The sequence below is a fragment of the Agarivorans sp. QJM3NY_29 genome (genome assembly GCF_050870835.2).
Taxonomy (GTDB): Bacteria; Pseudomonadota; Gammaproteobacteria; order Enterobacterales; family Celerinatantimonadaceae; genus Agarivorans.
Map to the genome: position 1 here is coordinate 2,141,757 of NZ_CP194036.2, position 25,608 is coordinate 2,167,364.

Annotated in this window: 20 protein-coding genes; 9 read left to right on the forward strand and 11 right to left on the reverse strand. The window is 44.0% G+C overall.

The genetic code is table 11. The features are described from left to right. Nucleotide 1 precedes the first annotated feature (1 nt). Entirely contained in the window at nucleotides 2-802 is an 801-nt protein-coding gene (locus ACRRS0_RS09850; RefSeq protein ID WP_432453380.1) for a siderophore-interacting protein, read from the reverse strand. 2 nt (nucleotides 803-804) lie between these two features. Beyond that, nucleotides 805-1,452: a recombinase family protein gene (locus tag ACRRS0_RS09855; protein WP_432453379.1), complete on the reverse strand. Its 648-nt coding sequence runs from the start codon at nucleotides 1,450-1,452 to the stop codon at nucleotides 805-807. A gap of 340 nt (nucleotides 1,453-1,792) precedes the next feature. Between ACRRS0_RS09855 and acuI the strand changes: the two genes are divergently transcribed. Further along, nucleotides 1,793-2,773: an acrylyl-CoA reductase (NADPH) gene (gene acuI, locus ACRRS0_RS09860; protein WP_432453378.1), complete on the forward strand. Its 981-nt coding sequence runs from the start codon at nucleotides 1,793-1,795 to the stop codon at nucleotides 2,771-2,773. Between the two features lie 57 nt (nucleotides 2,774-2,830). Here the strand turns inward: acuI and ACRRS0_RS09865 are convergent, their stop codons facing one another. After that, entirely contained in the window at nucleotides 2,831-3,772 is a 942-nt protein-coding gene (locus tag ACRRS0_RS09865) for a LysR family transcriptional regulator (RefSeq protein ID WP_432453377.1), read from the reverse strand. Between the two features lie 439 nt (nucleotides 3,773-4,211). Here ACRRS0_RS09865 and ACRRS0_RS09870 point away from each other — a divergent pair, with 439 nt between their 5' ends. Continuing rightward, nucleotides 4,212-4,934: a FadR/GntR family transcriptional regulator gene (locus ACRRS0_RS09870; protein ID WP_432453376.1), complete on the forward strand. Its 723-nt coding sequence runs from the start codon at nucleotides 4,212-4,214 to the stop codon at nucleotides 4,932-4,934. A 49-nt stretch (nucleotides 4,935-4,983) separates the two neighbouring features. On the opposite strand, the gene ACRRS0_RS09875 is transcribed toward ACRRS0_RS09870, so the two are convergent. Further along, nucleotides 4,984-6,639, reverse strand: a complete 1,656-nt coding sequence (locus tag ACRRS0_RS09875; RefSeq protein ID WP_432453375.1) for a phospholipase A — start codon at nucleotides 6,637-6,639, stop codon at nucleotides 4,984-4,986. A gap of 504 nt (nucleotides 6,640-7,143) precedes the next feature. On the opposite strand from ACRRS0_RS09875, the gene ACRRS0_RS09880 reads away from it, so the two are divergent. The 4 genes from ACRRS0_RS09880 to ACRRS0_RS09895 all read left to right on the forward strand — a co-directional run bounded on the left by ACRRS0_RS09880 (nucleotide 7,144) and on the right by ACRRS0_RS09895 (nucleotide 12,080). Further along, nucleotides 7,144-8,286: a GNAT family N-acetyltransferase gene (locus tag ACRRS0_RS09880; RefSeq protein ID WP_432453374.1), complete on the forward strand. Its 1,143-nt coding sequence runs from the start codon at nucleotides 7,144-7,146 to the stop codon at nucleotides 8,284-8,286. A gap of 69 nt (nucleotides 8,287-8,355) precedes the next feature. Continuing rightward, a complete protein-coding gene (locus ACRRS0_RS09885) occupies nucleotides 8,356-8,937 on the forward strand; it encodes a DUF6151 family protein (RefSeq protein ID WP_432453373.1) in 582 nt (193 codons plus the stop codon). A 396-nt stretch (nucleotides 8,938-9,333) separates the two neighbouring features. After that, complete coding sequence (locus ACRRS0_RS09890; RefSeq protein ID WP_432456188.1) at nucleotides 9,334-11,226, forward strand: methyl-accepting chemotaxis protein; 1,893 nt, start codon at nucleotides 9,334-9,336, stop codon at nucleotides 11,224-11,226. Nucleotides 11,227-11,624: 398 nt separating this feature from the next. Further along, nucleotides 11,625-12,080, forward strand: coding sequence for a hypothetical protein (locus tag ACRRS0_RS09895; RefSeq protein WP_432453372.1), 456 nt, complete (start codon nucleotides 11,625-11,627; stop codon nucleotides 12,078-12,080). Nucleotides 12,081-12,164: 84 nt separating this feature from the next. On the opposite strand, the gene ACRRS0_RS09900 is transcribed toward ACRRS0_RS09895, so the two are convergent. The 3 genes from ACRRS0_RS09900 to ACRRS0_RS09910 all read right to left on the reverse strand — a co-directional run bounded on the left by ACRRS0_RS09900 (nucleotide 12,165) and on the right by ACRRS0_RS09910 (nucleotide 17,150). Next, complete coding sequence (locus ACRRS0_RS09900; protein WP_432453371.1) at nucleotides 12,165-14,831, reverse strand: M14 family zinc carboxypeptidase; 2,667 nt, start codon at nucleotides 14,829-14,831, stop codon at nucleotides 12,165-12,167. A gap of 146 nt (nucleotides 14,832-14,977) precedes the next feature. Next, nucleotides 14,978-16,180, reverse strand: a complete 1,203-nt coding sequence (locus tag ACRRS0_RS09905) for an ATP-grasp domain-containing protein (protein ID WP_432453370.1) — start codon at nucleotides 16,178-16,180, stop codon at nucleotides 14,978-14,980. Beyond that, nucleotides 16,158-17,150: an ATP-grasp domain-containing protein gene (locus ACRRS0_RS09910; RefSeq protein ID WP_432453369.1), complete on the reverse strand. Its 993-nt coding sequence runs from the start codon at nucleotides 17,148-17,150 to the stop codon at nucleotides 16,158-16,160. The genes ACRRS0_RS09905 and ACRRS0_RS09910 overlap by 23 nt, the downstream gene beginning before the upstream one ends. Nucleotides 17,151-17,406: 256 nt before the next feature. On the opposite strand from ACRRS0_RS09910, the gene ACRRS0_RS09915 reads away from it, so the two are divergent. Next, on the forward strand, nucleotides 17,407-18,510 hold the full coding sequence (locus ACRRS0_RS09915) for a M20 family metallopeptidase (protein WP_432453368.1): 1,104 nt from the start codon (nucleotides 17,407-17,409) through the stop codon (nucleotides 18,508-18,510). Between the two features lie 435 nt (nucleotides 18,511-18,945). On the opposite strand, the gene accD is transcribed toward ACRRS0_RS09915, so the two are convergent. Further along, nucleotides 18,946-19,812: an acetyl-CoA carboxylase, carboxyltransferase subunit beta gene (accD, locus tag ACRRS0_RS09920; protein ID WP_432453367.1), complete on the reverse strand. Its 867-nt coding sequence runs from the start codon at nucleotides 19,810-19,812 to the stop codon at nucleotides 18,946-18,948. Nucleotides 19,813-19,919: 107 nt separating this feature from the next. Here accD and ACRRS0_RS09925 point away from each other — a divergent pair, with 107 nt between their 5' ends. Both ACRRS0_RS09925 and ACRRS0_RS09930 read left to right on the forward strand, forming a co-directional pair. Continuing rightward, complete coding sequence (locus tag ACRRS0_RS09925) at nucleotides 19,920-20,303, forward strand: LysR family transcriptional regulator (protein WP_432453366.1); 384 nt, start codon at nucleotides 19,920-19,922, stop codon at nucleotides 20,301-20,303. Nucleotides 20,304-20,369: 66 nt separating this feature from the next. Beyond that, nucleotides 20,370-21,454, forward strand: a protein-coding gene (locus ACRRS0_RS09930) for an IS3 family transposase (RefSeq protein ID WP_432451743.1) whose coding sequence is annotated in 2 segments (ribosomal slippage) — nucleotides 20,370-20,619 and nucleotides 20,619-21,454 — 1,086 coding nt in all. Because the reading frame shifts where the segments join, the coding sequence is not laid out codon by codon here. 339 nt (nucleotides 21,455-21,793) lie between these two features. On the opposite strand, the gene ACRRS0_RS09935 is transcribed toward ACRRS0_RS09930, so the two are convergent. From ACRRS0_RS09935 to leuC, 3 genes are all read right to left on the reverse strand, one after another. Continuing rightward, complete coding sequence (locus tag ACRRS0_RS09935; RefSeq protein ID WP_432453365.1) at nucleotides 21,794-23,329, reverse strand: alpha-isopropylmalate synthase regulatory domain-containing protein; 1,536 nt, start codon at nucleotides 23,327-23,329, stop codon at nucleotides 21,794-21,796. Between the two features lie 99 nt (nucleotides 23,330-23,428). After that, nucleotides 23,429-24,046 carry a 3-isopropylmalate dehydratase small subunit gene (gene leuD / locus ACRRS0_RS09940; RefSeq protein WP_432456187.1) on the reverse strand — a complete coding sequence of 206 codons (618 nt, stop codon included), beginning with the start codon at nucleotides 24,044-24,046 and terminating at the stop codon, nucleotides 23,429-23,431. Between the two features lie 48 nt (nucleotides 24,047-24,094). Continuing rightward, nucleotides 24,095-25,498 carry a 3-isopropylmalate dehydratase large subunit gene (gene leuC, locus ACRRS0_RS09945; RefSeq protein WP_432453364.1) on the reverse strand — a complete coding sequence of 468 codons (1,404 nt, stop codon included), beginning with the start codon at nucleotides 25,496-25,498 and terminating at the stop codon, nucleotides 24,095-24,097. Nucleotides 25,499-25,608 lie beyond the last annotated feature (110 nt).

The window sequence follows — 25,608 nt, forward strand, 5'->3', positions numbered from 1 at the left end:
GTTACTTCATGTTGTGAGAGAAGGCGTCTGAGTCTTCTTTTTTCAATACTTTGTGACCATCTTCGGTCATCCCTTGTTTCCAATAACTACTGAAATAAGAATTTGAGCGCGGGACTTTTAGCTGGCTAATATACGCCCGTATCTTGCGCATGTCAGTAAATTCGCAAGCACACCAAACAGCAACACTGCCTTGAGGCCATGGATGATTGATCACTACATCTGCTAGCGTTTGCCTGTTGTCTTCTTCAATCAGCCAGTGAATTTGAATGCCTTCTGGTGTTTGGATTGACTGCTTATCGGCTTGATGCTTGAGCAATACGAAGGCTGTTCCTTGGGTGTTGCTCGGCAGTTGAGCTAGTTTTGCTTGCATTGCGGGCAAAGCAGTCATGTCGGCGATCAGCAATACGCTATCGGTATTCATGTCAATCGCTGCATTTGAGTTAGGGCCTGCCAGCTGAATGCTATCACCTACTTTGCAGTGCTGCGCCCAATGGTTGGCATAACCGCCATTTTCTGGGCTCGGCTGGGCATCGCCATGACGCACAAAATCGATGCTCAAGGTTTGTGTGCTTTGATCTAAGGCTTGTACGGTGTAAGTACGTACCACAGGGCGTTGTTCTTCGCTTAACGAACTCAGATCACTGCCACCTTGCGGATGAAATAATAGTTTTAGGTATTGACCTGCGCTATCTTCAGCAAACGACTTGATTGCTTCTCCACTGAGAGTGACCCGCTGCATATTCGGCGATATGGTCTCACTTTTGACCACGGTGAGTTGTTTTAACTGTAATTTTCTTTTCATGATTATTCACTTTGATTCTGTTTGTTGGATTTACGTTTGAGCCGCATATCGCCTAAGTTGCCTTGTTCCGCAATTTTGGCTTTTACGCGCTTCACCGTCGACAGACTGGCGCCACTCTCATCGGCAGTCTGTTGTAAGGTTTTCCCCTCAATTAAGGCTGCTGCGATTTTTTGATGCTTTTCTTGGTCACATTTGCGACCTTGATATTTCTTATTCCATTCGCTTGGATTTTGTCGCAATGCTTCACGGCTCAGTGCTGCTGCTGCGAGTCTGCGACAGCGCTGGTTATTGGCAAAGCCAGTCAATAAAGCATTTATTAAGGATAATTGTTTGCTGTCGGCATGGATGCTGAGTTGTTGGTCATAGGTTTTAATTGTGACCCCTTGTGTCAGCAGTTGGCTTATGGTGCTATGAATATCAGTAAAACTACTACCTAAGCAGTTAATCCACCAAACAATCAGCGTATCTCCAGTTTTGAGTTGCGCCATTAGGGTGCTTAATACCGGACGCTCAAGGGCTGGCACATTACCGCGGATCCCTGTTTCTAACTTCAGTTCGGCTTCTGGGTACTGGCTTTGAATGGTTTGATTTTGTGCTGCCTGCTGTATAAATTTGGGTGACATGCGCGCATAAATATAACTGCGTTCCATGTTTACTCCTCGAGCGTTCGTTGGGTTCTTTTGGTTGAATGGCTCACAATGTACTCCGGTTCATATGGAGTGTAAAGTTAATTTTGAACCCATTTGTTTTTCACTGTTCTATTTCGGTGGTTGTTTGACGACGAAGCTATCCGTTACTTAGCCTGTGATAAGGTATAAGCTAGACCCTGAAAATAGTGTGTATACCCAAGCAAAACAATTTCGCTCATGTTGGCTAAGTTATGCGTTATGTACATCTATTAAATGATAAAAATTCATTTAATACATTATTCAACAAGGATTACACTTCACCTTTGTTTTGTTATTTCAGTCATTTATTCGGAGCATATTTATGTTTAAGGCACTCGTACTCGATCTTGCTGATAAGAAAACCTGCGCTAGCATTTGTCAACTGGAAGACTCGGCGCTTCCAGAGGGAGACGTGGTGGTTAAAGTTGATTATTCCTCGTTGAATTATAAAGACGGCCTCGCAATTACCGGCAAAGGCAGAATTGTTCGTAATTTTCCAATGGTCCCTGGAATTGATTTAACAGGTACCGTAGAAAGCTCTTTAGATCCGCGTTACGCCGAAGGTGATAAAGTGGTATTAACTGGTTGGGGCGTCGGTGAAGGGCATTGGGGGGGAATGGCAGAGAAGGCCAGTTTAAAAGCAGATTGGCTGGTGCCTTTACCCAAAGGATTTGATGGTAAACAAGCCATGATGGTTGGTACGGCTGGTTTCACCGCGATGTTATGTGTACAAGCCTTAATTGATGCGGGGGTCACGCCTGAGTCTGGTGAAATACTGGTGACGGGTGCTAGCGGTGGCGTGGGCTCGGTAGCCGTTTGTCTATTGGCCCAACTTGGATATAGCGTGGCAGCTGTTACTGGGCGTGTTGAACAAAATGGCGAGTTATTGCGTTCTTTAGGTGCCTCTCGGATTATTGATCGAGATGAGTTTGCCGAAGCTGCGCGTCCCTTAGAAAAGCAATTATGGGCAGGTGCGGTAGACACGGTTGGTAGCAATGTATTGGCAAAAGTGTTGGCGCAAATTGATTACAATGGTGCGGTGGCAGCCTGTGGTCTGGCGGGTGGTTTTGACTTACCAACCACCGTGATGCCATTTATTTTGCGTAGTGTGAGCTTATTAGGTATTGATTCAGTGAGTTGTCCGACGGCCAAGCGCATTAAAGCTTGGCAACGTTTAGCTGAATTACTTCCACAAAGTTATTTCCAGCAAGCATGTACCGAAATTGAACTGCCGCAAGTTGCTGCATATGCAGAAGCCATTACCCTCGGTCAGGTGACTGGTCGAGTGGTGATTAAGTTATAATAATTGAGAGCCTTGGTATTGAATACGCCGACAAAGATCGGCGTATTGATTGACGCTTTAGACCAAGCCCATGTCTTGAACTCGTTTACTGATCAGCCGGCTGCACTCTTGTTTAATCAGATTTCGTAGCCACTGCTGTGGCGCAGCATGTTCACAGCGTAAAGGCCAAATTAGTGAATAATCGAAGGGTTCAAATTTAAAGGGTAAAGGTTTGATGAGTAGCTGATGTTTGTCTGCTTGCAAATAAGCTAAATCTGCGGGAACGGTAATGATGATGGGTTGCTTATCGGCAATGGCGATGGCGGCATCTAGGTGATAAGCACGTAATAATAATTTAGGTTTAGGGTGTCCAATCAGGGCTTCGTCAATCAACTGTTTTACGCCGTCACTAATTGCAATCATCGCATGTGGGTAATGGAGATAATTTTGTAAACTGAGTGCTTGCTTGGCTAAAGGATGATGCTTTGAGAGTAAGCAAAATACACTGACTAAGCCTAAGCTTTCACTGAGCAAAGGTGCAACAGGCTTTGTTGGTCGACTTATCGCCATGTCGTAGCCATCACTGGTTAACTGTTTGTTTAATTGGTCGTGTTGTAGCGGAACAAACTCGAGAGTGATGTTAGGCGCTTCTTGATAAATTCGTGGCAAGGCAAAGGGAAGGATCGTTTGCATCGCATAGTCGGTGGTGGCGATCGTGAAGTGTTGTTGGCATTCACTGGGATTAAAATCACTAGGGCTTAAAATTTGCCTTAGCTCTTCTAGGGGATGCTGTAAATGTTGATTCAGCTCGATGGCTCGTTGGGTTGGCACTAAGCCCTGACCCTGACGAATAAACAAGGGATCGTTGAGTAACTCACGTAGACGAGTTAATACTCGACTCATGGCAGATTGGCTTAAATTTAACCTTTGAGCCGCACCGCTTACGCTGCCTTCTTCTAAAAGTATTTTTAATCCGATCAGAAGATTCAGATCGCGTCGATAAATGTCTTCCAATTCCATAGACTAATATTTCACTGTTGCTTTACTTGCTCCGAGACACCCTCAAGCGAGACATTTGTATGAATGACTCTGCATGGTCATTGAATGGAGACGCCAATGACTAGGCTCGTACATGGGTTTCACTATTATTCGCCCAACACTATGCAATTCGTGCCATTACCACTCGATTTTGGGATTGTAAGCTTAGTCCTGAATAATAAGTATTATCTTAGGCTCTGCTCATCGGCAAGAGATCATCATACTAAACGAGTTATTATTTGGCTATTGGCCTCAATATGGTAATAAATTTGTCGCTTATCTCTGTGTTTAAGTATTTTTTATGTATGTTGCTCGATATATTGGTTACTATTAGTCATACTAAAGCCGAATAGTTAATAGCAGTAAAGTGAGTGATAGTTCAGGTCGCTTTATTACTATTAATTTTTATAAAGGTTGTTACATGTCTAACGAATTCAATCAAATAGAAGGGGCATCACGAAGTCTGCATTTACAAGTAGCTAGAGAAATCGCGAGAGGGATCTTATCCGGCGCTTTGGCTCAAGGAAGTATTATTCCTGGAGAAATAGCCCTTTGCGAACAATTTGGCGTTAGCCGAACGGCTTTGCGTGAAGCGATTAAATTGCTCAATTCTAAAGGTTTATTGGAATCTAGGCCGAAGATAGGCACGCGTGTTCGTGATCGGGAACATTGGAACTTCCTCGACGCACAGTTACTCGACTGGATGATGGGTTTAAGTAATACCGAGAGCGCTTATCATGAATTTTTGACACTACGTTGTGCTATTGAGCCTGAAGCAGCGGCTTTAGCCGCGCGTAATGCAAGTGCAGAACAGCGGATGCAGTTATCTGCGGTATTTCAGCAAATGTCGAATGTTGCGAGTGGAGTAGACTCGGAGACAAAATGGACCGATGTAGATATGGAATTCCATCGCTTGGTCTTTTTATCAACCGGAAATAGTTTTTATATTCCTTTTGCAAATGTATTGCGTACGATGTTTGTTGGTTTTATTGATCATGCCTCTCAAGAAGGGGATAAAACTTGTATCGAAGAGCATAAAGCGGTTTACGATGCGATTATGGCGGGTAATGCCGAAAAGGCACGTCAGGCGAATATCGATTTGCTGAACATTAGTAAGGCACAACTGGCAAGCGGTGTAGCTTAGTGTTAAAGCCGAGTTTATGAATATAAACTCGGCCATTTTATTGCTTTGCTTAGTGGTTAATGGCAAAACCTAAACCCAAACTTTGGTTGTGTTTATTGTAATCAATCAGTGATTCTCCATAACCGTTAAAATACTTTAGGTATATCGACAGCTCAGAGCTGATTGGATAAGACCAGCGCACGTCGATGGCACCTTTGTTATCTCGTTTTAGATTGTTACGGGCGAGTAGGTTTAAACGATGATACTGACTAAATTCTAAATCTACGCTTAGCTCGCCATAACCGTAATAGTCTTCCATATTCGGGTTATCATCATCCTCAGCCTCTTCTTTAAATCGATACCAAGGTTTGATTGCCAGATTGAGTTTGCCAATATCTAATGGTTCTCCTAAATCGAAATTAAACTCAGTGTAGATCCGGTTCCAAGAGCGTGAACGTAGCTGTGCCTGTCCGTTTGATTCGTGCACCAAACCTAGCCTTACCCAGCTTGGCGACCATGCGGTTTGACTTAAATCGTTGTCTGGTTGATTCCATTGATAGAATATCTCTGGCTCATAGTTGGTTTCTCTGATTGAATCGCCAGAGCGTTTGTAGGGCTGCCAGAAAGTTTGCTGGCTATAAGCAATGTTTATATTGTCGTTGTCGGTGAACAGCTTGAAGGGCAGCATGATCCCAAAGCTAATTTGAAACTCAACTTCCATGTTCTCGGGCTGTTCGCCGCTGAGCCCACCTTTTAAATCGGGAATACTGGGCGAGGGATTGTATTTGACAGGAAGAATGTAGTTATCGCGGAAAAGACTCATTCCTGCATATTGCCATATTTCGTGATTTTGGATGAGGTCATCACTGGCTGGGATACGGTTTAGACTGAGCCCTAATCCAAAGGATTGATTGTGGAAATTGTAGTCGAGTAAAGATTCACCATAACCATTAAAGTATTTAGCATATAGGGAAAAAGACTGAGAGACGCAGTAGGATAAACGTAAGTCAAATGCGCCTTTGTTATTTGATTTTAGGTTGTTTCGCCCCATGACTCTGACTTTATTTGGGCAGGTCGGCTCTCCAAATAGATAGGCCATTGATAATTCACCGTAACCATAATAATCAGTAAACTCTTCGCCTTGATTCGTTTCTGGGCCAACTGGTAGCCAAGGTTTGAAACTGAGTTGAAAATTGTTATATGCGGCATCAAATTGTGCATAGACACGTTCCCAAGAGCGAGAAAATTCGTCTTGAGAGCCGTTGGCTTGATGACTAAATCCTAGACTAACAGCTTTCAGTTGCCAGCGATTCTTGACGATGCTTTTGTCATTTGGTAACCAAGTGTAGATGAGTTCTGGTTCGTAGTTGGTATCACGGAAGGGCGCAGATACCGGCTTGTTATAGACTTGCCAGAAGCTTTGTTGCGTATAGGCAATACTCAGGTAATCTCGATTGTTGAATAGGGTACTCTTAAGAATTAATTTGCCGCTGATCTGAAACTCGGACTCCAATTTGTCAATCACCTGTTCATCTGTTGAGAGTTCGCTGGCCAGACGGGTTGAGTAATCTGCTAAGGCGGGCGGATCCGGATTGTATTTGGCAAATAGAATGTAAGTATCTCTATAAGCGACCAATCTGGGGGGGGGATCCGCATTATTCGCTTTTGCTATTGTTACGTTAAAAATGATAACCAACATAAGCGAGGTAATCGTTAATTTAGCCATATCTTCCCTGATGGTTAATCGTGTGAGCTGAAAGGTTCACTTATTTTTGGTGTTTGATTTTTGTTCAACTTAAAAGCATTTTGGCTACGGAGTAGACATAAATTGACTCATTATTTTTCGATGGTAGCGGTAAATGGGGAAAGATGCGAGTTAAGGTAAAGTAATTTTTTGGGGTTTTGGGGCGGATTTTAGACACTAATATTTAGGTTATTCTGATTTCATAGGCTAGATTTGGATATTGATGCTGCGATGAGTCATCGTGCAGCGAAAATATCAGCTTGCGCATAGGCTTGCTCAAGCTTGAGTCCATACCTTCCAATGTAAATAGGGGCAAACCTCTCCTTCAAAGTAAACTTACCCGCAGGATCTTGCTATCCATCTTGCTATCCATCTTGTTATGCTGATATTTGCTTGACTAGCTTTTGCTGCACAGCAGTGGTATCAATAAACCGAGAACAATAAATTAGCTTGTGTGAGTTGATTGAAGAAAAACTGGGCAAGTAAATGAAAGATAAGGTTTTAGCGTTTAGTCAAATGTCTCCGGATTACTTAGTGCATCAACAATTCCCGACAGCTTATCAAGCTGGCTGTTCGTTATTTAATTCACCTATATTTCTACAAGCACTGGAACAACAGCGTTGTGTTGGCGATAACAGCGGTTGGTTGCCGCGTCATATAGAATTGTGTGACGCTCAAATACTTATTCCAAGTTATATCAAACAACATAGTTATGGGGAGTATGTATTTGATTGGAGCTGGGCCGATGCTTACCATCGTTATGGCTTGCAGTATTACCCAAAGTTGGTCTCGGCAATTCCCTTTACGCCAATCACTAGCGAAAAGCATCTGGGTCAGCGATTGTCTGAGGCCGCAGTTAAAGATTGGGTGCAAGTGGTGATAAGTATTTGCCAAGAGCAACAACTCAGTTCGTGGCACTGTAACTTTATTGATGTTGATTTAGCTGAGCAATTGGCAGCGCTTGGCTTAATGATTCGTCATGGAGTGCAGTTTGAGTGGTTCAATCACCAGTATCATCATTTCGATGATTTTTTACAGACTTTTACGTCGCGAAAACGGAAAAACACCAATAAGGAGCGGCGCACTGCACAAGGTAGTGTTGAGCATATAAATCGTTTAGTCGGTCAACAAATTAGTCAAACAGCACTCGAAGCCTTTTATCAGTGTTATCAAAGTACTTATTTAAAACGTGGACAACAAGGCTACCTTTCTTTTAGCTTCTTTCAGCAGTTGCTCGAACAACTGGGCGATTCTATGTTGCTCGTGACTGCAGAAAATAATCAGCAAATTGTTGCTTCGGCACTATTCTTTTTTGATGCTGATAACTTGTATGGACGATACTGGGGTTGCCTTGAAGAATCCCCCTGCTTACATTTCGAACTGTGCTTTTATCAAGGGATCGAGTTTGCAATAGAGCGAGGTTTAAAACGTTTTAACCCCGGTACCCAAGGCGAGCATAAACTGTTACGGGGCTTCGAACCGGTCACAACTTACTCGGCGCATTATATTAAACAAGCTGACTTTGCGCAGGTTATCGCCGACTTTTGTGCCCAAGAACGCCAACAAATGGTTGAATATGGCCGCCAATGCCAACAACTGTTACCCTTCAAAACAAAACCCGAAACGTAGCTTTATGCTATCTTTAGGCTCGCAAGGATAGTGATTGCCGCAGATGGTCCATATACTAAGGAAGCTAAGATGGCACAATTAGAACTAAAATGTAAATGTGGTCAAGTGAGGGGGCTTGTACAACAGCTTAAGCCCAATCAAGGCACTCATTTATGCTGTTATTGTAAAGATTGCCAAGCTTTTGCCGCTCAGTTGCAAGCTGAAACGGCCACCCTCAATGAGTTTGGGGGAACCGCTTTATTTCAGATCTATCCCGCTGCAGTTCAAATTATACAGGGCCAAGAGCATTTGGCTTGTCTTCGTTTACATAAAAAAGGCTTATATCGCTGGTATACCAGTTGTTGTGACACGCCCGTGGCTAATACTGTTGGTTTGAATGTCCCCTTTGTTGGACTTATCCATAGCTTTATTGCACCAGATCAAGATATTCAAGAGATTATAGGCCCGTTATATGGTTCAGCTTACCAGCAACAGGCAACCAGTCATTTACCTGAGTCCTTATGGGGTAATAAGTCTCGAGCTCGGATCATTTTTCGGATCATCAGTAAAATGTTACTGTGGAAACTAATGCGCAGGGGGAAACCAAACCCATTTTTTAATGCCAATGGACAGGCGCGAGTTAAACCTAAAATTATTAGCGATGGTCACTAATACCAATCAGATCCATAACCCAGTTAGCGGTGATTTAAGCCCGCAAAAATTAACCGATAAGCAGTTAGATTGGTATAAAAACCTGTAATTTAAGTTGTGATAGCGCTATTTCAAGGCTGCGTATTTATTTATGCGTTCTTTGTTCACGGTATTTTTTCTGGTATCTGTTTTCCGCCACCCAGCATCTGATTTGTTCAATTCAATTTCATCTTCATGTCATTAAGAGCAGCCATGATCTTCTAGTGCGGGTTCATGGTTTGAGGGGTTTTAGATCTTAGAACGAGTCTCTAATGTTAGTTTTGTTTGCTTAAAGGCTCATTTTTATCGTTTCAAATACGCCAATTTTATTATTGTTACTATACTGAAAAAGCTTAATATTTTAATAAGGAAGTGATGATGCGAACAACACTTAAGACTCGCCTACTGCTAAGTAGTCTGTTTGCCGTATTGATCACTGTGGCGGTATTGGTGAGTATTTCCAGTTACTTCATTCGTAGCAATGCTCTCACCAATACTCAGCTCGAAATTGAACATTTGGCGACTACCTTTACCCAAGGAATAGGCCATTGGATTTATGATCGCAAAAAAGCCATTACGGGCCTCAAATCAACCATTGAGGCGCAACCAGATCTCGATCCTGTTCCTTATTTATTGCAAGCGCATAATAGTATCGGTTTTGCTTTAACCTATTTTGGTGATGAGCAAGGCAATATGTATCGTCAAGATCCTCGCTTGAATAAGCCAAATTACGATCCTAGAGTCAGACCCTGGTATAAGAGTGCAAAGGCTGCTGGCAGCATGATTATGACGGCGCCTTATGTGAGTGTGACCTTGCAGAAGCAAGTGGTGACGATTGCCGAGCCGGTGATGGTGGCTGGCCGATTTTACGGGGTTGCTGCGGCTAATTTAACACTTGATCAATTAACGGACGCAGTTCGACAACTAAAGGTCCCTGGAGAAGGTTACTCTATTTTGGTCGATAGCGCTGGTTTGATTATTAGTCACCCAGACAGTGAATTGAATAATCAACAACTAAGCGCGATTGATGGTGAGATGAATCAAAACTGGGTTAAAGCGCGCGCCAATACCAATCTCATAGAAAATCGCATTTTGGATGATACCGCTAAACTGGTATATGTAGAAGCGGTACCAGAAAGTGATTGGTCTTTAATATTCATCATGGGCAAACAGCAAATTATGTCACAGGCTGCTAGCCTCGCATGGTGGATGTCGGCGATGGGCTTTATTTTATTGATTCTATTTGGGTTGGTTTTAGTCGCGATTTTCAAATTTCAATTTAGAGGTCTCGAGCGAGTCGCTCAGGCGCTGAATGATATTGCCGAAGGTGAAGGGGACTTAACAGTACGCATTCAAACAACGAATAGTTACGATGAAATCGGCCAGTTGGCTGGCGGTTTTAACCGTTTTGTTGAACGGGTTCACGGTATGATCTCTCGGATGCATGAAATTGCGGGTCAATTGGGAGGACAAGCCACAACAACCAGTGCATCAGCCACCGATAATAGTCAGCGAATCGCGGTTCAACAAGATGAAGTGACCATGGTTGCCACCGCAGTGACTGAGATGGCCAGCGCAACCGAAGAAATTGCTAGCCATGCAGAGCTTACGGCGAATACCGCACAAGAAGCGGTGACTCTCTCTAGTCATGGTCAAACTCAAGTGATGCAGAGCCAGCAGTCGATTCGCAGTTTGGCGGACGAAGTGGCGACCGCCGGACAGATTATTGGTGAGTTGAACGAGCACTCACAGAAAATTAATAGTATCTTGTTAACGATTAGTGGTATTGCTGAGCAAACCAACTTGCTGGCTCTAAATGCCGCCATTGAAGCAGCTCGAGCTGGCGAACAAGGTCGTGGATTTGCTGTTGTGGCAGATGAGGTCCGAGTATTGTCGCAACGTACCCATTCATCGACCCAAGAAATTCAGGCGATGATCGAGACCTTACAACAGACGGCTGGTAAAGCAGTCACCTCGATGACCCAGAGTCATGATATGGCCGAAACCAGCGTTACCGATGCAAATTCTGCTAGCGAAAGCTTGTCTCAAATTAGTAAGGCGATTAACGATATCTCAGATATGGCGACGCAGATCGCGACGGCAGCAGAAGAACAAACTTCTGTGACCAGTGAAATCAATCGAAATACCGAATCGATTCGCGAAGTGTCGGAAAACTTATCTCAAGAGGCGCAAACCTCGATGACACAAGCCCAGGAACTGGCAAATTTAGCCGAATCGCTACAACAAGAAGTGAGCCGATTTAAATTATAGATTGTTGTTGCAATTTCTTAATCCCGTTGAAGGTTGCTATTTAACGGGATTTTTTATGGTTGGCTTGTGATGGTTCTCAAATCAAATGAGCATAAATGCTAAATTACTTCATGCCATTCTCCTTTGTACTGCGATTCAATATACCGTTTTGAATTCGAATCGAGAATACTCAAAGTTGACAATCTCGATACAATATTTTTATTAAACAAATGCTTAAAAATAGGTTCTAAGTGATTTATATCGTATTATGATTTTTGTCATAAGTATTACATTCCTTTTCATTTCACTGACTGAACGTTTGCTCGTGGATGAGTTTCGTTATGAGGTGAGCTGACAAGCATACTTAGACCTTCCTATAGCCTTGGGAAAATTTTTATAACTTAATTAAGGATTATTAAATGAGAATATCGACGATTTTTGTCATGTTACTGGCTCTTTTATCCTCCGCAAGCTTTGCTGAGAGCATGGGGTCGGCATACATTCCTTACAACTTGTCAGCAACTTCAAAGGCCAGTGAGATGGGGGTGACGATTTCAAATATTACTGACGAAACCGTTAGTGTTGAACTTGAAATGTACGATCTTAATGGCAGTTTAATTAGCAGCCCTTCGGCATTTACGAATTTAAACGGGGTTGCGATAAATATCAGTACTTCACCGGCTGATGCGACGATTAGTTTTGATATTCCAGCTAACGCGACCGCTGCGTTTATCTATGGCAACTGGAATGGTCATGGTTATGGCAAAATCGCTTGGAAACAAGACAGTAACAGGCGTACCGCATTATTAGCCCATGCCTTGAGAAATAATAATGGATCATTTTCAATACCAATTAATGCCGGATTACCATTCTGAAGTTAACTCTAGGAACTGTTTAAGCTAAATATTAGCGCCAAGCCAGCGAAAACAGTGGTATTTCGCTGGGTCGGCACTAGCAGTTTAAGGATTATCTAAACTTTGAAAATACTCATCTTGTTGAGGCTCCCAGTCTTCAGGGTCAAGTTCGACTACCGGGACTGCCTGATTTGCACTGAAATAAATACAAGCGGGAGCGGAATATAAGGGGACACCATCGTAAGAAAATATCGAGTAGTACTTAGGAATATTGGGATTACCAAAATCATCAAAAGTGTATTCATCCTTACCGCCATAAATTTTTACGCCATCTTGAGGTGATTTGGGAGGATGAAAGCGATTCCGCACCACAAAGGCACCCACAAAATCGTCATTGTCAGGGTTTTTCCAGGTGAGTTTCGCTAAGTTTTTTTCAAGCGTGACCGTGAAGTTTGTCGGGGCCGCTAAAGGGGTCTTCGGACGTTCGATATACTCGATGATTAATTTTGGTTGTTGCTGATTACTCGGATCATTAAGCCAATTTATCAGATCATCTTGGCCTTTTTTGCTGGCAGAGGTGGAGCGGATCACAAAACAAATGGGACTATGTTCACTATATAAACGCTCCAGTTCTCCACGACTAAAGCTATCAAAATTGAAGTAGTGTGGCTTTTTATCACGTAGCTCAGTATGACTGACTTCGTATCCAATATATTGAATTCGTTGACGTTCTTTAACTGATTGGTAGCTCAAGTTGTCCACTTCGGCCAATTCGACCGTGAATCGAATATCTTTTTTGGGGCCCAAGAAGTTGGTGTTTTGAATGACGAGATAGGCATCGGTAATCACGGTTCGTTGCGGGTCGGGCATCGCCTGCATAGCGAAGGCCAGTTGCCCATAAACTTTTTCACCTTCAGGGTCATAACCCGAAGCTAATTTGCCATTTTCAATTCCTTGGCGATAGATACTATTGACCATTGTAGGGTAGAGTTCTACACGCTGTGGTCGACGTGTATAGGTGAGTTCAATACTGGGTCGATAGTGAATGCCTGAACCAAAGCGACCAAAGCCAATATCAAACTGCATCATCTGCGATTCGTGCCCTCGGGGAAGCGTCGTGGGGCCGTCGATACGGATCACCAGACTGCCTTGTGCGATAAACTGTTCAAGTAATTTGCGCTCTGCACCGTTAAACGACCAATGACTCCAGACCCCTTGGGTTAACTTATCTGATTCGATAGCTTGACCGGTGTGTAGTACTTTGGCGTTTTTGATGGCTTCAAAATCGCGAATATCGGAAATACTCGCGGGGTCGAGTATTGAAATTCCCCATTCTCCATAGTTTTCTATTTTTGCACCAACACGGTTGAGAGGGTAAAGCGAGAATGATGCGGCTTCAATTTGAGCATTGTCGGGGACTCTATCTAGTTTAAATTCAATGACCCCATAGCAAACGCCTCGAGATTTATTCACTCCAATAAATAACGAGTTGTTCCCAAAATGTTCTCGATTTTTTTCTTGAGTGTATTGCCCTAGATAGCCAATATCGTTGCGCAGCGGAAATAAGGTTCGGCTAAACTGATGTTGCGCGAGGTCGGTTTTTAATTTCACTTCTGGCGCATAGGGGCCGCAGATCTGCTGTTTTGCATGAACCGCCCTAATTTTGTAGTAATAGTAGCTGCCGCTTTGCAGTTGAACATCGGTAAAGCTGGTGGATTTGGTGATGCCCACTAAGTTGTCATCTGTACAGGGACTTTTATGTTGCTGGTTGCGATAAATTTCGAAATAAACATCCTCGTCACCAGAATATTCCCACTCTAAAGTGGCTTCATTGGCGGCAAGAGCGCTAATCGTGAAGTTGCTCACTCGCTGCGGCGCGAGGGAGGAGTAACTGATTGCAGAGTTAAGTGCGAGTACCAGCGCGGGAATGTTTTCGTTCACGCTTTGGGTCATGTTTTCCATGTAATCGGGAATATTACGAGTGCCTACCTCAACAACGGTGGCAATGATGCCTTTGTCGTAATAGTACTCTCGGCCGCTACCATTAATTAAATTGGTGGGGGGCTTGCCACGATGTATCCCATATTGGGTACCAGAGACTTTTTGGATTTCATGTGCCATGTTGGCGCATAGGGTATTTAAGTCAGTGGTATCGACTTCGGCTTCATGATTAAATTTATGCGCAGGGAAAAATACGTTGCCTTGCGAGTGGTAATCTAGCGCGATCGTAATATTGTGGTGGTTGTCGACAAAGTCTCTAATCGCTCGAGTTTCTGGTTCAGAAAAGGCTTCAGGACCACCATAGGTGGTGGCATTGGTATCGTTACGGTGTTTGAAACGAGTGCCAAAATTGCGGTTTAGATCGACGCCAAAGCTACCATCGCCGTTATCTCTGCGGTTTTTTCGCCAAAAAGAAAAATGAGTGCGAGAAAATTCAAAACCATCGGGGTTAAGGCAGGGCACAATATATAGGGTATTGCGACTCAAGGCTTGCTGAAGCTTTGGGTTAAACTGATGATTGTCGATAATGTATTTGATGAAGCTATTGGCCAGCTCGATACCAATCCATTCACGGGCATGAATGGTTCCCGTATATAACAGTGCAGGCTTGGTGTTGGCATTGGCTAAACCTAAGGAGAGAGTGGCTAGAACAATAGGGCGATCTTCCCAAGTATTCCCAATGCTTTGCACGTGGATTAAGTCTGGGTAGTCAGCCATTGCTTGTTCAAGAAAAGCCATCGTATCTTTATAAGAAGTATATTGTTTTTTCATATTTGGCCTATTGCCAGGTTTTTTGCAAAGCCTGCATTTCTTCCTTGAGAGTGTACTTTAGTTACTGTTGTGGTGTTCAATCATCATACGAAGCAAGCTCCGTTCCCCCTTAGTTTACAGAATAAGGGGGATGGTTCGTCAATCATTTAGTCTGGTTGTTGTTGCGGGCTTGATTCGTCTGCTTCTTCTGAAGAGGGAATATCGCTTTGGCTTTGCGTATCAGCACTTTGCATGGTCGCTTGCCGGGGACTTGTGGATGATTGATTTCGCGGGTAGTTATCCTGACGATTCCAAACTTCACTTGGCCACTCTTCTGCACCGGGGATCGGATTTGTTGACACAATGGGGTAATTATCCTCGCTAAGTGCGGTAAAGGTTTCACCACTGTCACAGCTGGGAAAGTACTTTCGGCCAAAGGTGATATACCGCATCGTTCGCAGGATCGAAGCGCTCATTTTGCCCAGCTCTTCCCAGTTGTATAGTGGAATATTAGGCAATTTAAATTGCCCGTCGGATAAGTGCCACATCAGGTATTGGCCTATCCAGTCTCGAATATAGGGGAAGGCGGCAAAGGCGGTGGCGCATTCTAGAATGCGCAATTTACCATCGATACCAACAGCGATGTCACAGGCCCAATACTCGGCCTTGGCGGCTTTGGAGACTTGCACCGCCAAATCTAACACCTCTTTGGGGACATCCTGATAATCCATGCTGCCGCCTTGGCTGGTATTGGTTAGCCAATCGCCTTCGGGAGGACGGCGCCAAAATGCGCATACCGGTTTATGGCCAATCAGCATCACCCGTATATCGGCGCTCATGGGGACAAAGTTTTGCAGGTAAACCGGATAGTATTTTTTTTCGGCGAGTAAGGCTTTGGCTTCTTGAAAGTTGTCTACTTTATGGACAAAGTAACCACCGTAGTTTGATGGCCCGTAAGATTTTTTGATGATCTTGGGGTAAGTAGTGGTCTTTAAGAATGCTTCGGCTTCGGCATATTCATAAAAAATATCGGTGGGCGGAATGGGGATTTGGTATTTTTCACAAAAATGAGTGACATTTTCTTTCGATTTATTGCTGAACTGAGTATCTAGTGAGGGAATAAATCGAACCTCTGGCAATTCGCGTGCAATTTGTCGAAAAGTTTCGTAGGCCGTTGCGGGGATATTACCAATGAGTACTTCGATTTTTTTTTGCTTCACTTCTTCGATAAAGCGATTTTTATCGTGTCCCCAATGGTAAACCACGGTTTCAATTGTAGTTGGCCAGCCTTTAAAATTAGATTTGTCGAAAAATCTTAAGACGTGGTCTAGATAAAGTAGGCCTAGTTTAGGCAGTCTGCTGTTGCTCATATATGCTGTCTTCTATTCGGTCAACTAAGGGGAGAGGTTGGGTGTTGGTAAATATAGTGCGCTCTACTAATTCAACAATGGCATCAATTTTTCTCGAGTTAAAATCGATCCCCAGTTTTTCTTGTTCCGGTGTGGCAAAGGCAGGAATGCCGTTGACTTCCAACACTACATATTCTTCGGTATCTAAGTCATAAAGTAGGTCGACGCCAGCAATCTCTAAGCCGGTAACCTTAGCTGCCTGTATGGCGAGTTCAATCACTTCATCTGAGGGATGGCGGGTAATCACGCTGCCACCACTGGTGATGTTGGTCTTCCAGCTATCGGTGGGCGCTTTACGGCCGTAACAACCGATGTACTTACCGTTGACCACGTCGACACGATAATCAGTTTTATCGTAATTGATGTATTTTTCTAAGTAAAAGTGCGGGACATCGAGTCGATTTAAAAACGGTACCAGCACATCTAAAGAACGCTCGTCTTCGATCTTCACGATCCCTGTTCCGCCCCAGCCATCGGTTGGTTTGTATACAACTCGGCCATTCCATTCACGAACCGTGTCGCGTAGCCCAGAAAAATCTTCACGATTAAATAAGCGATAATCGGCACTGCGTATGCCGGCTTGATTGAGCGCGTAAGCGGTTAAAAATTTATCTTCGGACAGAGAAAAGGCTTCAAAATTATTGATAGTTGGCACCAATTTATTGATCGCTTGATATAAATACATTTGGAAAGGTGTTTGTTGGCCTGCATTATAAGAGAAGAATAAATCGAGTTGCTCCATGGCAATACCATTACAGATAATCTCGCCATTTTGCGCTGAGGCTTGTGCTAAATCTAAGCCGGTAATTACGTTAATCCCACGCTGTGCTAATTGCTTGATAATGTTGTTCTGGATGGTGTCCCCACCGCTGTTTTGATACATCCACATCCCTATGGTAGGGCCATTTTTATCTACTAGATTCTTACCCATAAAAGCCCCTTAAGACCAGAATTCATCACGTTCAAGGTTTATTTCCATTAAACCTATGGCCTAAATCAGCAATATTAATGCCATTAGATGTCGTTACCATTTCAATGGTTCACTTTTTGCAGTAGGCAAATGGCTTCGAATGATATGGGGGCTTAGGGGCACTTAAGGTTTGCGAGCGTTAGCGACCTATAAGGGCCGCTCCTTAAGGGAATATAGCGATTTTTAAGGCTTTAAAAATAATGAGGAACTAAGCGAGATGCTGAACTTTGCCCAATTGAAAAGTATTATCGATTTAAACTCTTATACAAAAAATAAAGCGGGGGTTGACCAAAATGGTGCAGTGTTTCGCGCTTGGATGGAGCAACTCGGCTATATCACCGAAGTTTTTCGGCGAGAGCATATTGGGGATCATTTGCTATTTACCAGTCGATATAACTCGGCATTACCACGGGTATTGCTATTAGGCCATCTTGATACCGTATTTCCTCCCAATAGCTTTGAAGGGTTTCGTGAAGACTCCGACTGGGTGTATGGGCCCGGCGTATGTGATATGAAAGGCGGTAATATTGTTGCTTTAGAATCGCTTAAGGCTGTGCGCTTGGCTCACGGCGGACTGGCTAATATCGATATGTTGTTGGTTAGTGATGAAGAAAGCGGCAGTGATGACAGCAAATACCTGAGTGCGGAATTGGCTAAAAATTATGACATTTGCTTGGTATTTGAAGCTGCCGGGGCCGAGCATGAAGTGGTGACTGAGCGTAAAGGTGTCGGCACGTTTACCATTCACTTTCAAGGCAAGGCTGCTCATGCGGGGAATCATTACGCCGATGGTTGCAATGCTAATTTGGCGGCGGCACAGATGCTGATTGCCTTGACCGATTTAACGGATCTAGCTGCTGGTAGCACCGTAAATGTGGGAAAAATTTCGGGAGGGATCGGTGCCAATACGATTTCACCGAAAGCTTCAATTGTTGTTGAGCTGCGCTATACCCAAATCAAGGAACGAGATCGTTTACTTGCCGGACTTGAACGCATTGTCGCAGAGCCAAAGGTTGTCGGTGTAATCGCTTCGCTGGAAGGGGGGATCCAACGCGATGTGATGCAGGCCTCCGCTGAGCAAGCTGAATTACTATCAACGATAGCCGAAATTTTAGATTATCCATTAAAAACCGAGAAGCGAGGTGGGGTGAGTGATGCTAACATCGTGTCGTCAGCCGGGGTGGCGACTCTGGATGGTTTTGGGCCGTATGGTGATGGTGACCACACGGTTCATGAACGCGCCAGTAAACAGAGTTTTGTGCGACGGATCGACGAGGTCACTAAAATCTTGTTAGCTTTTAATGCGAATGCTTCGCTATAGGTTTCGGAAGATAATAGTGTTTTTAGCATTGTAAATGCTAAAAACAGATCAGTGAGGGGGCTATTGTTCTAATACTCACGATTGGCCAAAACGAGTTTGAGCGGCCACTTATGCAACGGTGTTTGGAATTAGCGTTAGTATGGAATCGTTGGCGGTGACGCGCTTAGCATGGGGGCTGGAAGCGAGTTCAGCCCTCGCTTTTTGTGGGTGGTTTTTAATTGCCTTGTTAAATTTAGATTTTAAATTAAGCTGATAAATCTTTAGTCTCGCGATGCTTTGTTCGATTGAGTTCTGTATTCATGTTTTTTAGTACTTGGGTATTTGACGCCAGTTTACCAGGGAGTGGCATAATAATTTGGACACTGATGGGTGACACGAGGATTTGAGAGGTTTTAATTCAGTGAACTTAATCTGTTTTGTTACCGCATTGATAAGCTATACATCCTGCTGAATCGTTGTATTTGTCATTTTAGCGATGAGTCCACCAACTCGTTTGCGCATCTCACGTCTATCCACAATCATATCTAGAGCACCATGCTCTAAGAGGAACTCACTCTGCTGAAAACTCTCGGGTAATTTTTCTCGAACGGTTTGCTCTATAACACGACGCCCCGCGAATCCGATCCTTGCTTTAGGCTCGCCAATGTTAATGTCACCCAACATAGCTAAGCTAGCTGAGACACCACCAAAAGTTTGATCTGTTAGCACCGATATGTAGGGGAGTTTAGCCATTGATAATTGATTCAAGGCAGCGCTGGTTTTGGCCATTTGCATCAGAGCCATTAGCGACTCTTGCATTCGAGCACCGCCACAAGCAGAAAAGCATACGAACCCACAATTTGCATCAATGGCAGCGTCAACTGCCTGAACGAAACGAGCCCCTACAACTGACCCCATCGACCCTGCCATAAATGAGAACTCGAATGCGCAGGTCACAACAGGTATCCCCATTAGTTTTCCTTTCATCACCACGAGCGCATCTTTTTCTCCGGTGCTTTTTTGAGCTAGAGCAAGGCGTTCCTTATATCGCTTCAGATCCTTAAAATTTAGCAAATCTTTCGGTTCATGTTCACTGCCAATTTCAGTTCGTTCCCCTTTATCTAGAAAACTTTCTATTCGTTGGCGTGCAGCCATCCGCATGTGGTGTTCACATTTTGGACACACCGCCAGATTCTTTTCAAGAGCTATACGGTATAAGATCTGATCACAAGAAGGGCATTTAGTCCATACTCCCTCAGGAATCGACGCTTTACGTGTACGAATGATGTTCTTCTTCTCTAGTAGCTTTTCTAGCCAACTCATGGGAAACCTTATTCAGATACCTTTAGTGAAGGGTATTGTATTAGCCTGTATTTGGTAATAAAGTGGCAATTATTGGTTTAATAATCCCACTTTATGGGACAAATGAGATGCTAGACAAGATTGAACAGCAGTGGTTAAAAAGCTTTCACTGTGTCTATGAGAACAATAGCTTTAAACGGGCTGCAGAATTTCTAGGTTTGCCGACATCAAATGTTAGTCGCCATATCGCTTTGCTGGAAGATCGACTGGATACACGACTATTTGACCGAACGACCCGCAGAATCGCTCCAACAGATGCGGGAGAACATCTTTATTTACGCACACAGCCATTGCTGGACAAGCTTAATGATGCTCTTGAGGAAGTGACTCAGCACTCTCATCAGGTTATGGGTCAGCTTAAAGTCTTAATGCCTGATTCGCCTGCTTTAGCCCAAGCATTGGTTTCTTTTTGTACCCAGCACCCCTCGGTTTCATTATGTTGTGATAGGTAATCCCCCCGAAAATTAATCGCATGCAAAAGTAGAATTTTCTCGTATAGTAAATACAGGAGATTCAACATGAAAAAGTCACGTTACACGGACAGTCAGATCTTATCTATTCTCAAGCAGGCTGAGGCTGGTACACCTGTTCCTGAGCTCTGTCGTGAGCATGGAATGAGCAACGCAACCTTTTACAAGTGGCGTTCGAAATACGGTGGTATGGACGCATCCCTTATGGCGCGGATGAAAGAACTCGAAGATGAAAATCGACGGCTTAAAAAGATGTATGCGGAAGAACGCCTTAAAGCAGAGGTGATCTCAGAGGCGATGGCAAAAAAGTGGTGAAGCCCTGTGAGCGTCGATTGATGGCTCAGCGTTCGGTGGCGAACTATCACATCAGCATTAAAAGTGCATGCTATTGGTTTGGGATCAGCGAGACCTGCTATCGCTATAAATCGAAGCTTCAACCTGAGAATGAGTTGATAGCTCAAGAGTTAGTAACGCTGTGCAACAGTGAAGACTGCTCTGACTGGGGCTTTGGCCTGTGTTTTCACCATTTGCGGAACGTTAAAGGGTATACATGGAACCATAAGCGGGTTTATCGGATCTACTGCGAATTGGCTCTAAACTTACGTATTAGGCCAAAACGACGCCTGAATCGCCATACGCCAGAGCCTCTTAAAGAGCCGATTAAAACAAACCAAGTTTGGTCCGTGGACTTTATGCATGATCAGCTATCTGATGGCCGGAAGTACCGTTTATTCAATGTGATAGATGATTACAAACGTGAAGGTCTGGCGTCAGAACCTGATTTTTCAATGCCCACAGTACGAGTCACTCGGATCTTAGAGCAGCTCATCGAACAACGAACCAAACCTGTTGCGATCCGCTGCGACAATGGTCCTGAGTTCATTAGCCATGCGTTTATTAAATGGGCCAACAACCACGACATTCGAATCGATTATATTCAGCCAGGGAACCCACAACAAAACGCGTATATAGAAAGGTTCAACCGTACTATGAGGTTTGGCTTAGTGAGTAAGTATTTGTTTGACACACTTGAAGATGTTCAAGATCGGGCGACCCAATGGTTATGGTTCTACAATCATCAACGACCACACCTTGCAAATGGAGGGTTCCCACCACTAAAAACGGCAGCATGAATTCTACGAATAAATGCGGTTAATAATGGGAGGATTACCGGAGCAAAGTTGAAGTCTGTTTGAGCGTAGTGTTTACTTCAACGCCCTTGAGAATAAGCAACGCAGGGTTTAAGAAGATGCAGGGCGTGCTTAGCTAAGCTTTGCTCGTTGAAGCTTAATGACGTCGCCGTAGGCTAACCCAGAGCGGGGCAGCGATGAGTTAGCCATAAATGAATACAGAACTATTCATTTATGGCTAACAAACGGTTAAAATTTAATCTATCGCGCAAGCTTTATTGTTTGCCGACAATAAGAGTCTTTGTGATTAAACGATAACGGCAAGCGATGCTTGCCGTTGATTTAGTTTGACTGACGTTGGTGTAAACGTACGTTCAGCATTCGCAAGGTTGCTTGAATACCCGCAAATACCTGGTTTGAGTTGATTCCGCGCGTATGGAACTGTTTGTTTTCATCGCGCCATTGAATCACACATTCGGTTAAAGCGTTGGCTTGACCGCCCGGTGGGATGCGTACTTCATAATCAAGCAGTTCAGGCATGCTCAACTTAGCTTCTGATAAAGGATAAGTTAAGGCCTTCATAAAGGCATCAAAGCCACCATTACCATGGCCAGAGCTTTTATAGATCTCATCTCCAATTCGCAGACGGATGTTGGCCGAAGACTCGAGATCTAAACCACTGGTAATTGAACAGTTAAGCAACTCAATGTGAGCAAAATCGTTACTCTCCATGATGTCTGCAATAATAAAGGGTAGGTCGTCGGGCGTAATGGTCGCCTTCTGGTCACCAAGTTGAACAATCTTTTGGAGTAGTTTCTTTTGATTTTCGGGAGACAGCTCGATCTCCATCGCTTCTAAATTCTTCACGATAGAAGCTTTGCCGGCCATCTTGCCCAGCGCATATTTTCGCTCGCGGCCAAAACGTTCGGGGCTTAATTCGGTAATATATAAGCCCCCTTTATGATCGCCATCGGCATGGATCCCAGCGGTTTGGGTAAACACATCGGCTCCTACAATAGGCGTATTGGCAGCTAAACGTTTACCGGAAAAGCTCTCAACTAATTTAGCAATATTGTGGATTTCTTTCTCATCAATATTAAGTTGAAAGCCGAGTTTATCTTTAAGGACCACCGAGACTTCGGCCAGCGAAGCATTACCGGCGCGTTCGCCCAAACAATTCATGGTGCAGTGCAGGGCTGCGACTCCCGCCTCGGCGGCGGCCATACTATTGGCTGTTGCTAAGCCATAGTCATTGTGGGGGTGAAAGTTAAATTTGATTTGTGGGAAGCGAGTAATCATCTCTGAGATACTGATATACACTTCTTTGGGTGCCATCACACCTAAGGTGTCTGGCAGCATGAAGTGCTCAATGTCGAGGTTGCTGAGCGCTTCTACCAATTGAAAAACATAGTCGGGGCTATCGGCGTAGCCATTTGACCAATCCTCTAAGTAAACGTTGACCGATAAACCTTGGCTTTTGGCATAGTCTACGGTTTGTTTGATATCGATAATATGTTGTTCAAGGCTTTTACCTAACTGATTGGTACAGTGGTTTAAGCTGCCTTTGGTAAGCAAGTTGATGATTTTTGCACCTGAGTCTACGATCCAGTCGACACTCTTAGTGTGGTCAACAAAGCCCAGAATCTCGATTTGCTGTAAATAGCCGGTGGTTTTTGCCCAAGCGGTGAGTTGTTGTACCGCTGCCTTTTCGCCTTCTGAGACACGTGCCGAAGCGACTTCGATGCGGTCAACTTTTAGTGATTGGAGTAAGGCTTTGCCAATACTGACTTTTTCTTGTGGAAAATAAGATACACCTTGAGTTTGCTCGCCATCGCGTAGCGTGGTATCCATGAGTTGAATTGAGCGGTTTTGCTCCATAAAGCCGATCTCTCAGTAAAGAATTAGCTTAAAGAAGTAGGCGCAACCTGAGCTGCGCCTGCTAGATAACTATTGATGTACAAAACGGTACATCGTTGATTAGGCGTTAGGCCATAACCAAGGAAGTTGTTGTTTGTGTTTGGCTTCAAATTCAGAGATCTTGTCTTCGAATTTTAAAGTCCAGCCAATGTCGTCTAGACCTTTAGATAAAGTCTCTTTACGGAATGGGTCCACATCAAATGCTATTTCTTTACCGGCAGGGGTTTGAATGACTTGATTCTCTAAATCAATGGTAATTGAAATCCCAGGGGCCGCTTCGACTTCATCCATTAATGCTTGTAATGTTTCAGCATCAACGATGATTGGTAATATGCCATTTTTAAAGCAGTTGCTAAAGAAAATGTCAGCGTAGCTAGTTGAAATAATAGTATTAAAACCGTAATCGGCAATTGACCAAGGTGCGTGCTCACGTGAGCTACCACAACCAAAGTTATCCCCGGCGATTAGGATTTTTGAACCTTTAAACTCGGGTCGGTTTAATTCAAACTCTGGGTTGTCAGAGCCATCTTCTAGGTAGCGCCAATCGTGGAAAAGGTGAACGCCAAAACCGGTACGCTCCACTTTTTTCAAAAATTGCTTGGCAATGATTTGGTCTGTATCTACGTTGCTACGATTCATTACCGCAGCAACTGAGCTGTGTTTTTTATATGCTTGCATCATAAACTCCAAAAATTTCACTCACATTGATTAATCAACGTGTTTACATTATTTCCAAGTACGTAAATCGACGAACTTACCTTCAATGGCCGCTGCTGCTGCCATTGCGGGTGATACAAGGTGGGTTCGACCCCCTTTACCTTGTCGTCCTTCGAAGTTTCGGTTTGAAGTTGATGCGCAACGCTGTTCAGGTTGAAGATAATCACCATTCATCGCGAGACACATTGAGCAGCCTGGCTCACGCCATTCCCAGCCAGCTTCGATAAGCACTTTATCAATGCCTTCTTTTTCAGCTTGTTCTTTCACAGGGTAAGAACCTGGCACCGCAATCGCTTGCACACCTGATGCTACTTTTTTACCTTTAGATACAGCGGCAATGGCACGGAAGTCTTCGATACGGCCATTGGTGCATGAACCCACAAATACAACATCTACCGGAAAGTCGGTCATTTTCTTACCGGCTTCTAAACCCATGTAGCTAAGCGCACTTTTAGCCGCTAAAGATTTAATTGAATCTTCGATTTGAGTCGGATCTGGAATTGGTTGATCCACTGGTAGTACTTGCTCTGGTGAAGTACCCCAAGTCACTTGTGGCGCAATTTCTGCTGCGTTTAATTCTACTACAGCGTCGTACTCGGCACCTTCGTCGGTGGTCAATGACTGCCAATAGGCAACTGCTTGATCCCAGTATTCAGCTTTAGGAGCGAACTCTTTGCCCTTGAGGAAATCAAAGGTTTTTTGGTCTGGTGCAATCAAACCCGCTCGTGCTCCACCTTCAATGGCCATATTACAAACGGTCATGCGGCCTTCCATCGAAAGAGCTTCAATTGCAGAGCCTGCAAATTCGATGACGTAACCGGTGCCTCCGGCAGTACCAATTTTACCGATAATGGCCAACACAATGTCTTTGGCGGTGACAAACTCGGGTAACTCACCATCCACTTTCACCAGCATAGTTTTTGATTTGCCTTGTTGGATGGTCTGAGTTGCCATAATGTGTTCAACTTCAGAAGTACCAATACCGAAGGCGAGGGCGCCAAAGGCTCCGTGAGTTGCGGTGTGACTATCACCACAACAAACCACCATGCCGGGATGAACAAATCCGTGCTCTGGTACAACGATATGAATTACACCGTTGTTAGCATTGTTCATGTCGTACAGATTAATGCTGTTATCGGCACAGTTTTGCGCCATCACTTGAATTTGTTTCTTGCCAATCGGATCAGGGAGCGTTGCTCGGTCGGCTGCTTTGGTTGGAACACAGTGATCCATTGTTGCCAGAATGCTGTGGGGATTACGAACTGGGCGATTCGCGATGCGTAAACCTTCGAAGGCTTGCGGGCTTGTTACTTCGTGCATGAGGTGACGATCAACAAAAAGGATAGATGCGCTACCTTTAGGTTCGTGGACTACATGCGCGTCCCAGATCTTTTCGTACATTGTTTTTTTCATTGCTTCCTTTACACCCTGTCTGTTGCTCTCACTCGCGCTGTTTTTATTCTTTGTCAAGCTTTAAGCGACTACTAGTAAACTTAAACTGTCTATTTTTTCTGTCTGCAAAT

What these genes read in the sequence shown, in the direction of transcription:
- ACRRS0_RS09850 (WP_432453380.1), bottom strand. Translation starts at nt 802, where the DNA reads ATGAAAAGAAAATTACAGTTAAAACAACTCACCGTGGTCAAAAGTGAG.
- ACRRS0_RS09855 (WP_432453379.1), bottom strand. Translation starts at nt 1,452, where the DNA reads ATGGAACGCAGTTATATTTATGCGCGCATGTCACCCAAATTTATACAG.
- acuI (WP_432453378.1), top strand. Translation starts at nt 1,793, where the DNA reads ATGTTTAAGGCACTCGTACTCGATCTTGCTGATAAGAAAACCTGCGCT.
- ACRRS0_RS09865 (WP_432453377.1), bottom strand. Translation starts at nt 3,772, where the DNA reads ATGGAATTGGAAGACATTTATCGACGCGATCTGAATCTTCTGATCGGA.
- ACRRS0_RS09870 (WP_432453376.1), top strand. Translation starts at nt 4,212, where the DNA reads ATGTCTAACGAATTCAATCAAATAGAAGGGGCATCACGAAGTCTGCAT.
- ACRRS0_RS09875 (WP_432453375.1), bottom strand. Translation starts at nt 6,639, where the DNA reads ATGGCTAAATTAACGATTACCTCGCTTATGTTGGTTATCATTTTTAAC.
- ACRRS0_RS09880 (WP_432453374.1), top strand. Translation starts at nt 7,144, where the DNA reads ATGAAAGATAAGGTTTTAGCGTTTAGTCAAATGTCTCCGGATTACTTA.
- ACRRS0_RS09885 (WP_432453373.1), top strand. Translation starts at nt 8,356, where the DNA reads ATGGCACAATTAGAACTAAAATGTAAATGTGGTCAAGTGAGGGGGCTT.
- ACRRS0_RS09890 (WP_432456188.1), top strand. Translation starts at nt 9,334, where the DNA reads ATGCGAACAACACTTAAGACTCGCCTACTGCTAAGTAGTCTGTTTGCC.
- ACRRS0_RS09895 (WP_432453372.1), top strand. Translation starts at nt 11,625, where the DNA reads ATGAGAATATCGACGATTTTTGTCATGTTACTGGCTCTTTTATCCTCC.
- ACRRS0_RS09900 (WP_432453371.1), bottom strand. Translation starts at nt 14,831, where the DNA reads ATGAAAAAACAATATACTTCTTATAAAGATACGATGGCTTTTCTTGAA.
- ACRRS0_RS09905 (WP_432453370.1), bottom strand. Translation starts at nt 16,180, where the DNA reads ATGAGCAACAGCAGACTGCCTAAACTAGGCCTACTTTATCTAGACCAC.
- ACRRS0_RS09910 (WP_432453369.1), bottom strand. Translation starts at nt 17,150, where the DNA reads ATGGGTAAGAATCTAGTAGATAAAAATGGCCCTACCATAGGGATGTGG.
- ACRRS0_RS09915 (WP_432453368.1), top strand. Translation starts at nt 17,407, where the DNA reads ATGCTGAACTTTGCCCAATTGAAAAGTATTATCGATTTAAACTCTTAT.
- accD (WP_432453367.1), bottom strand. Translation starts at nt 19,812, where the DNA reads ATGAGTTGGCTAGAAAAGCTACTAGAGAAGAAGAACATCATTCGTACA.
- ACRRS0_RS09925 (WP_432453366.1), top strand. Translation starts at nt 19,920, where the DNA reads ATGCTAGACAAGATTGAACAGCAGTGGTTAAAAAGCTTTCACTGTGTC.
- ACRRS0_RS09935 (WP_432453365.1), bottom strand. Translation starts at nt 23,329, where the DNA reads ATGGAGCAAAACCGCTCAATTCAACTCATGGATACCACGCTACGCGAT.
- leuD (WP_432456187.1), bottom strand. Translation starts at nt 24,046, where the DNA reads ATGCAAGCATATAAAAAACACAGCTCAGTTGCTGCGGTAATGAATCGT.
- leuC (WP_432453364.1), bottom strand. Translation starts at nt 25,498, where the DNA reads ATGAAAAAAACAATGTACGAAAAGATCTGGGACGCGCATGTAGTCCAC.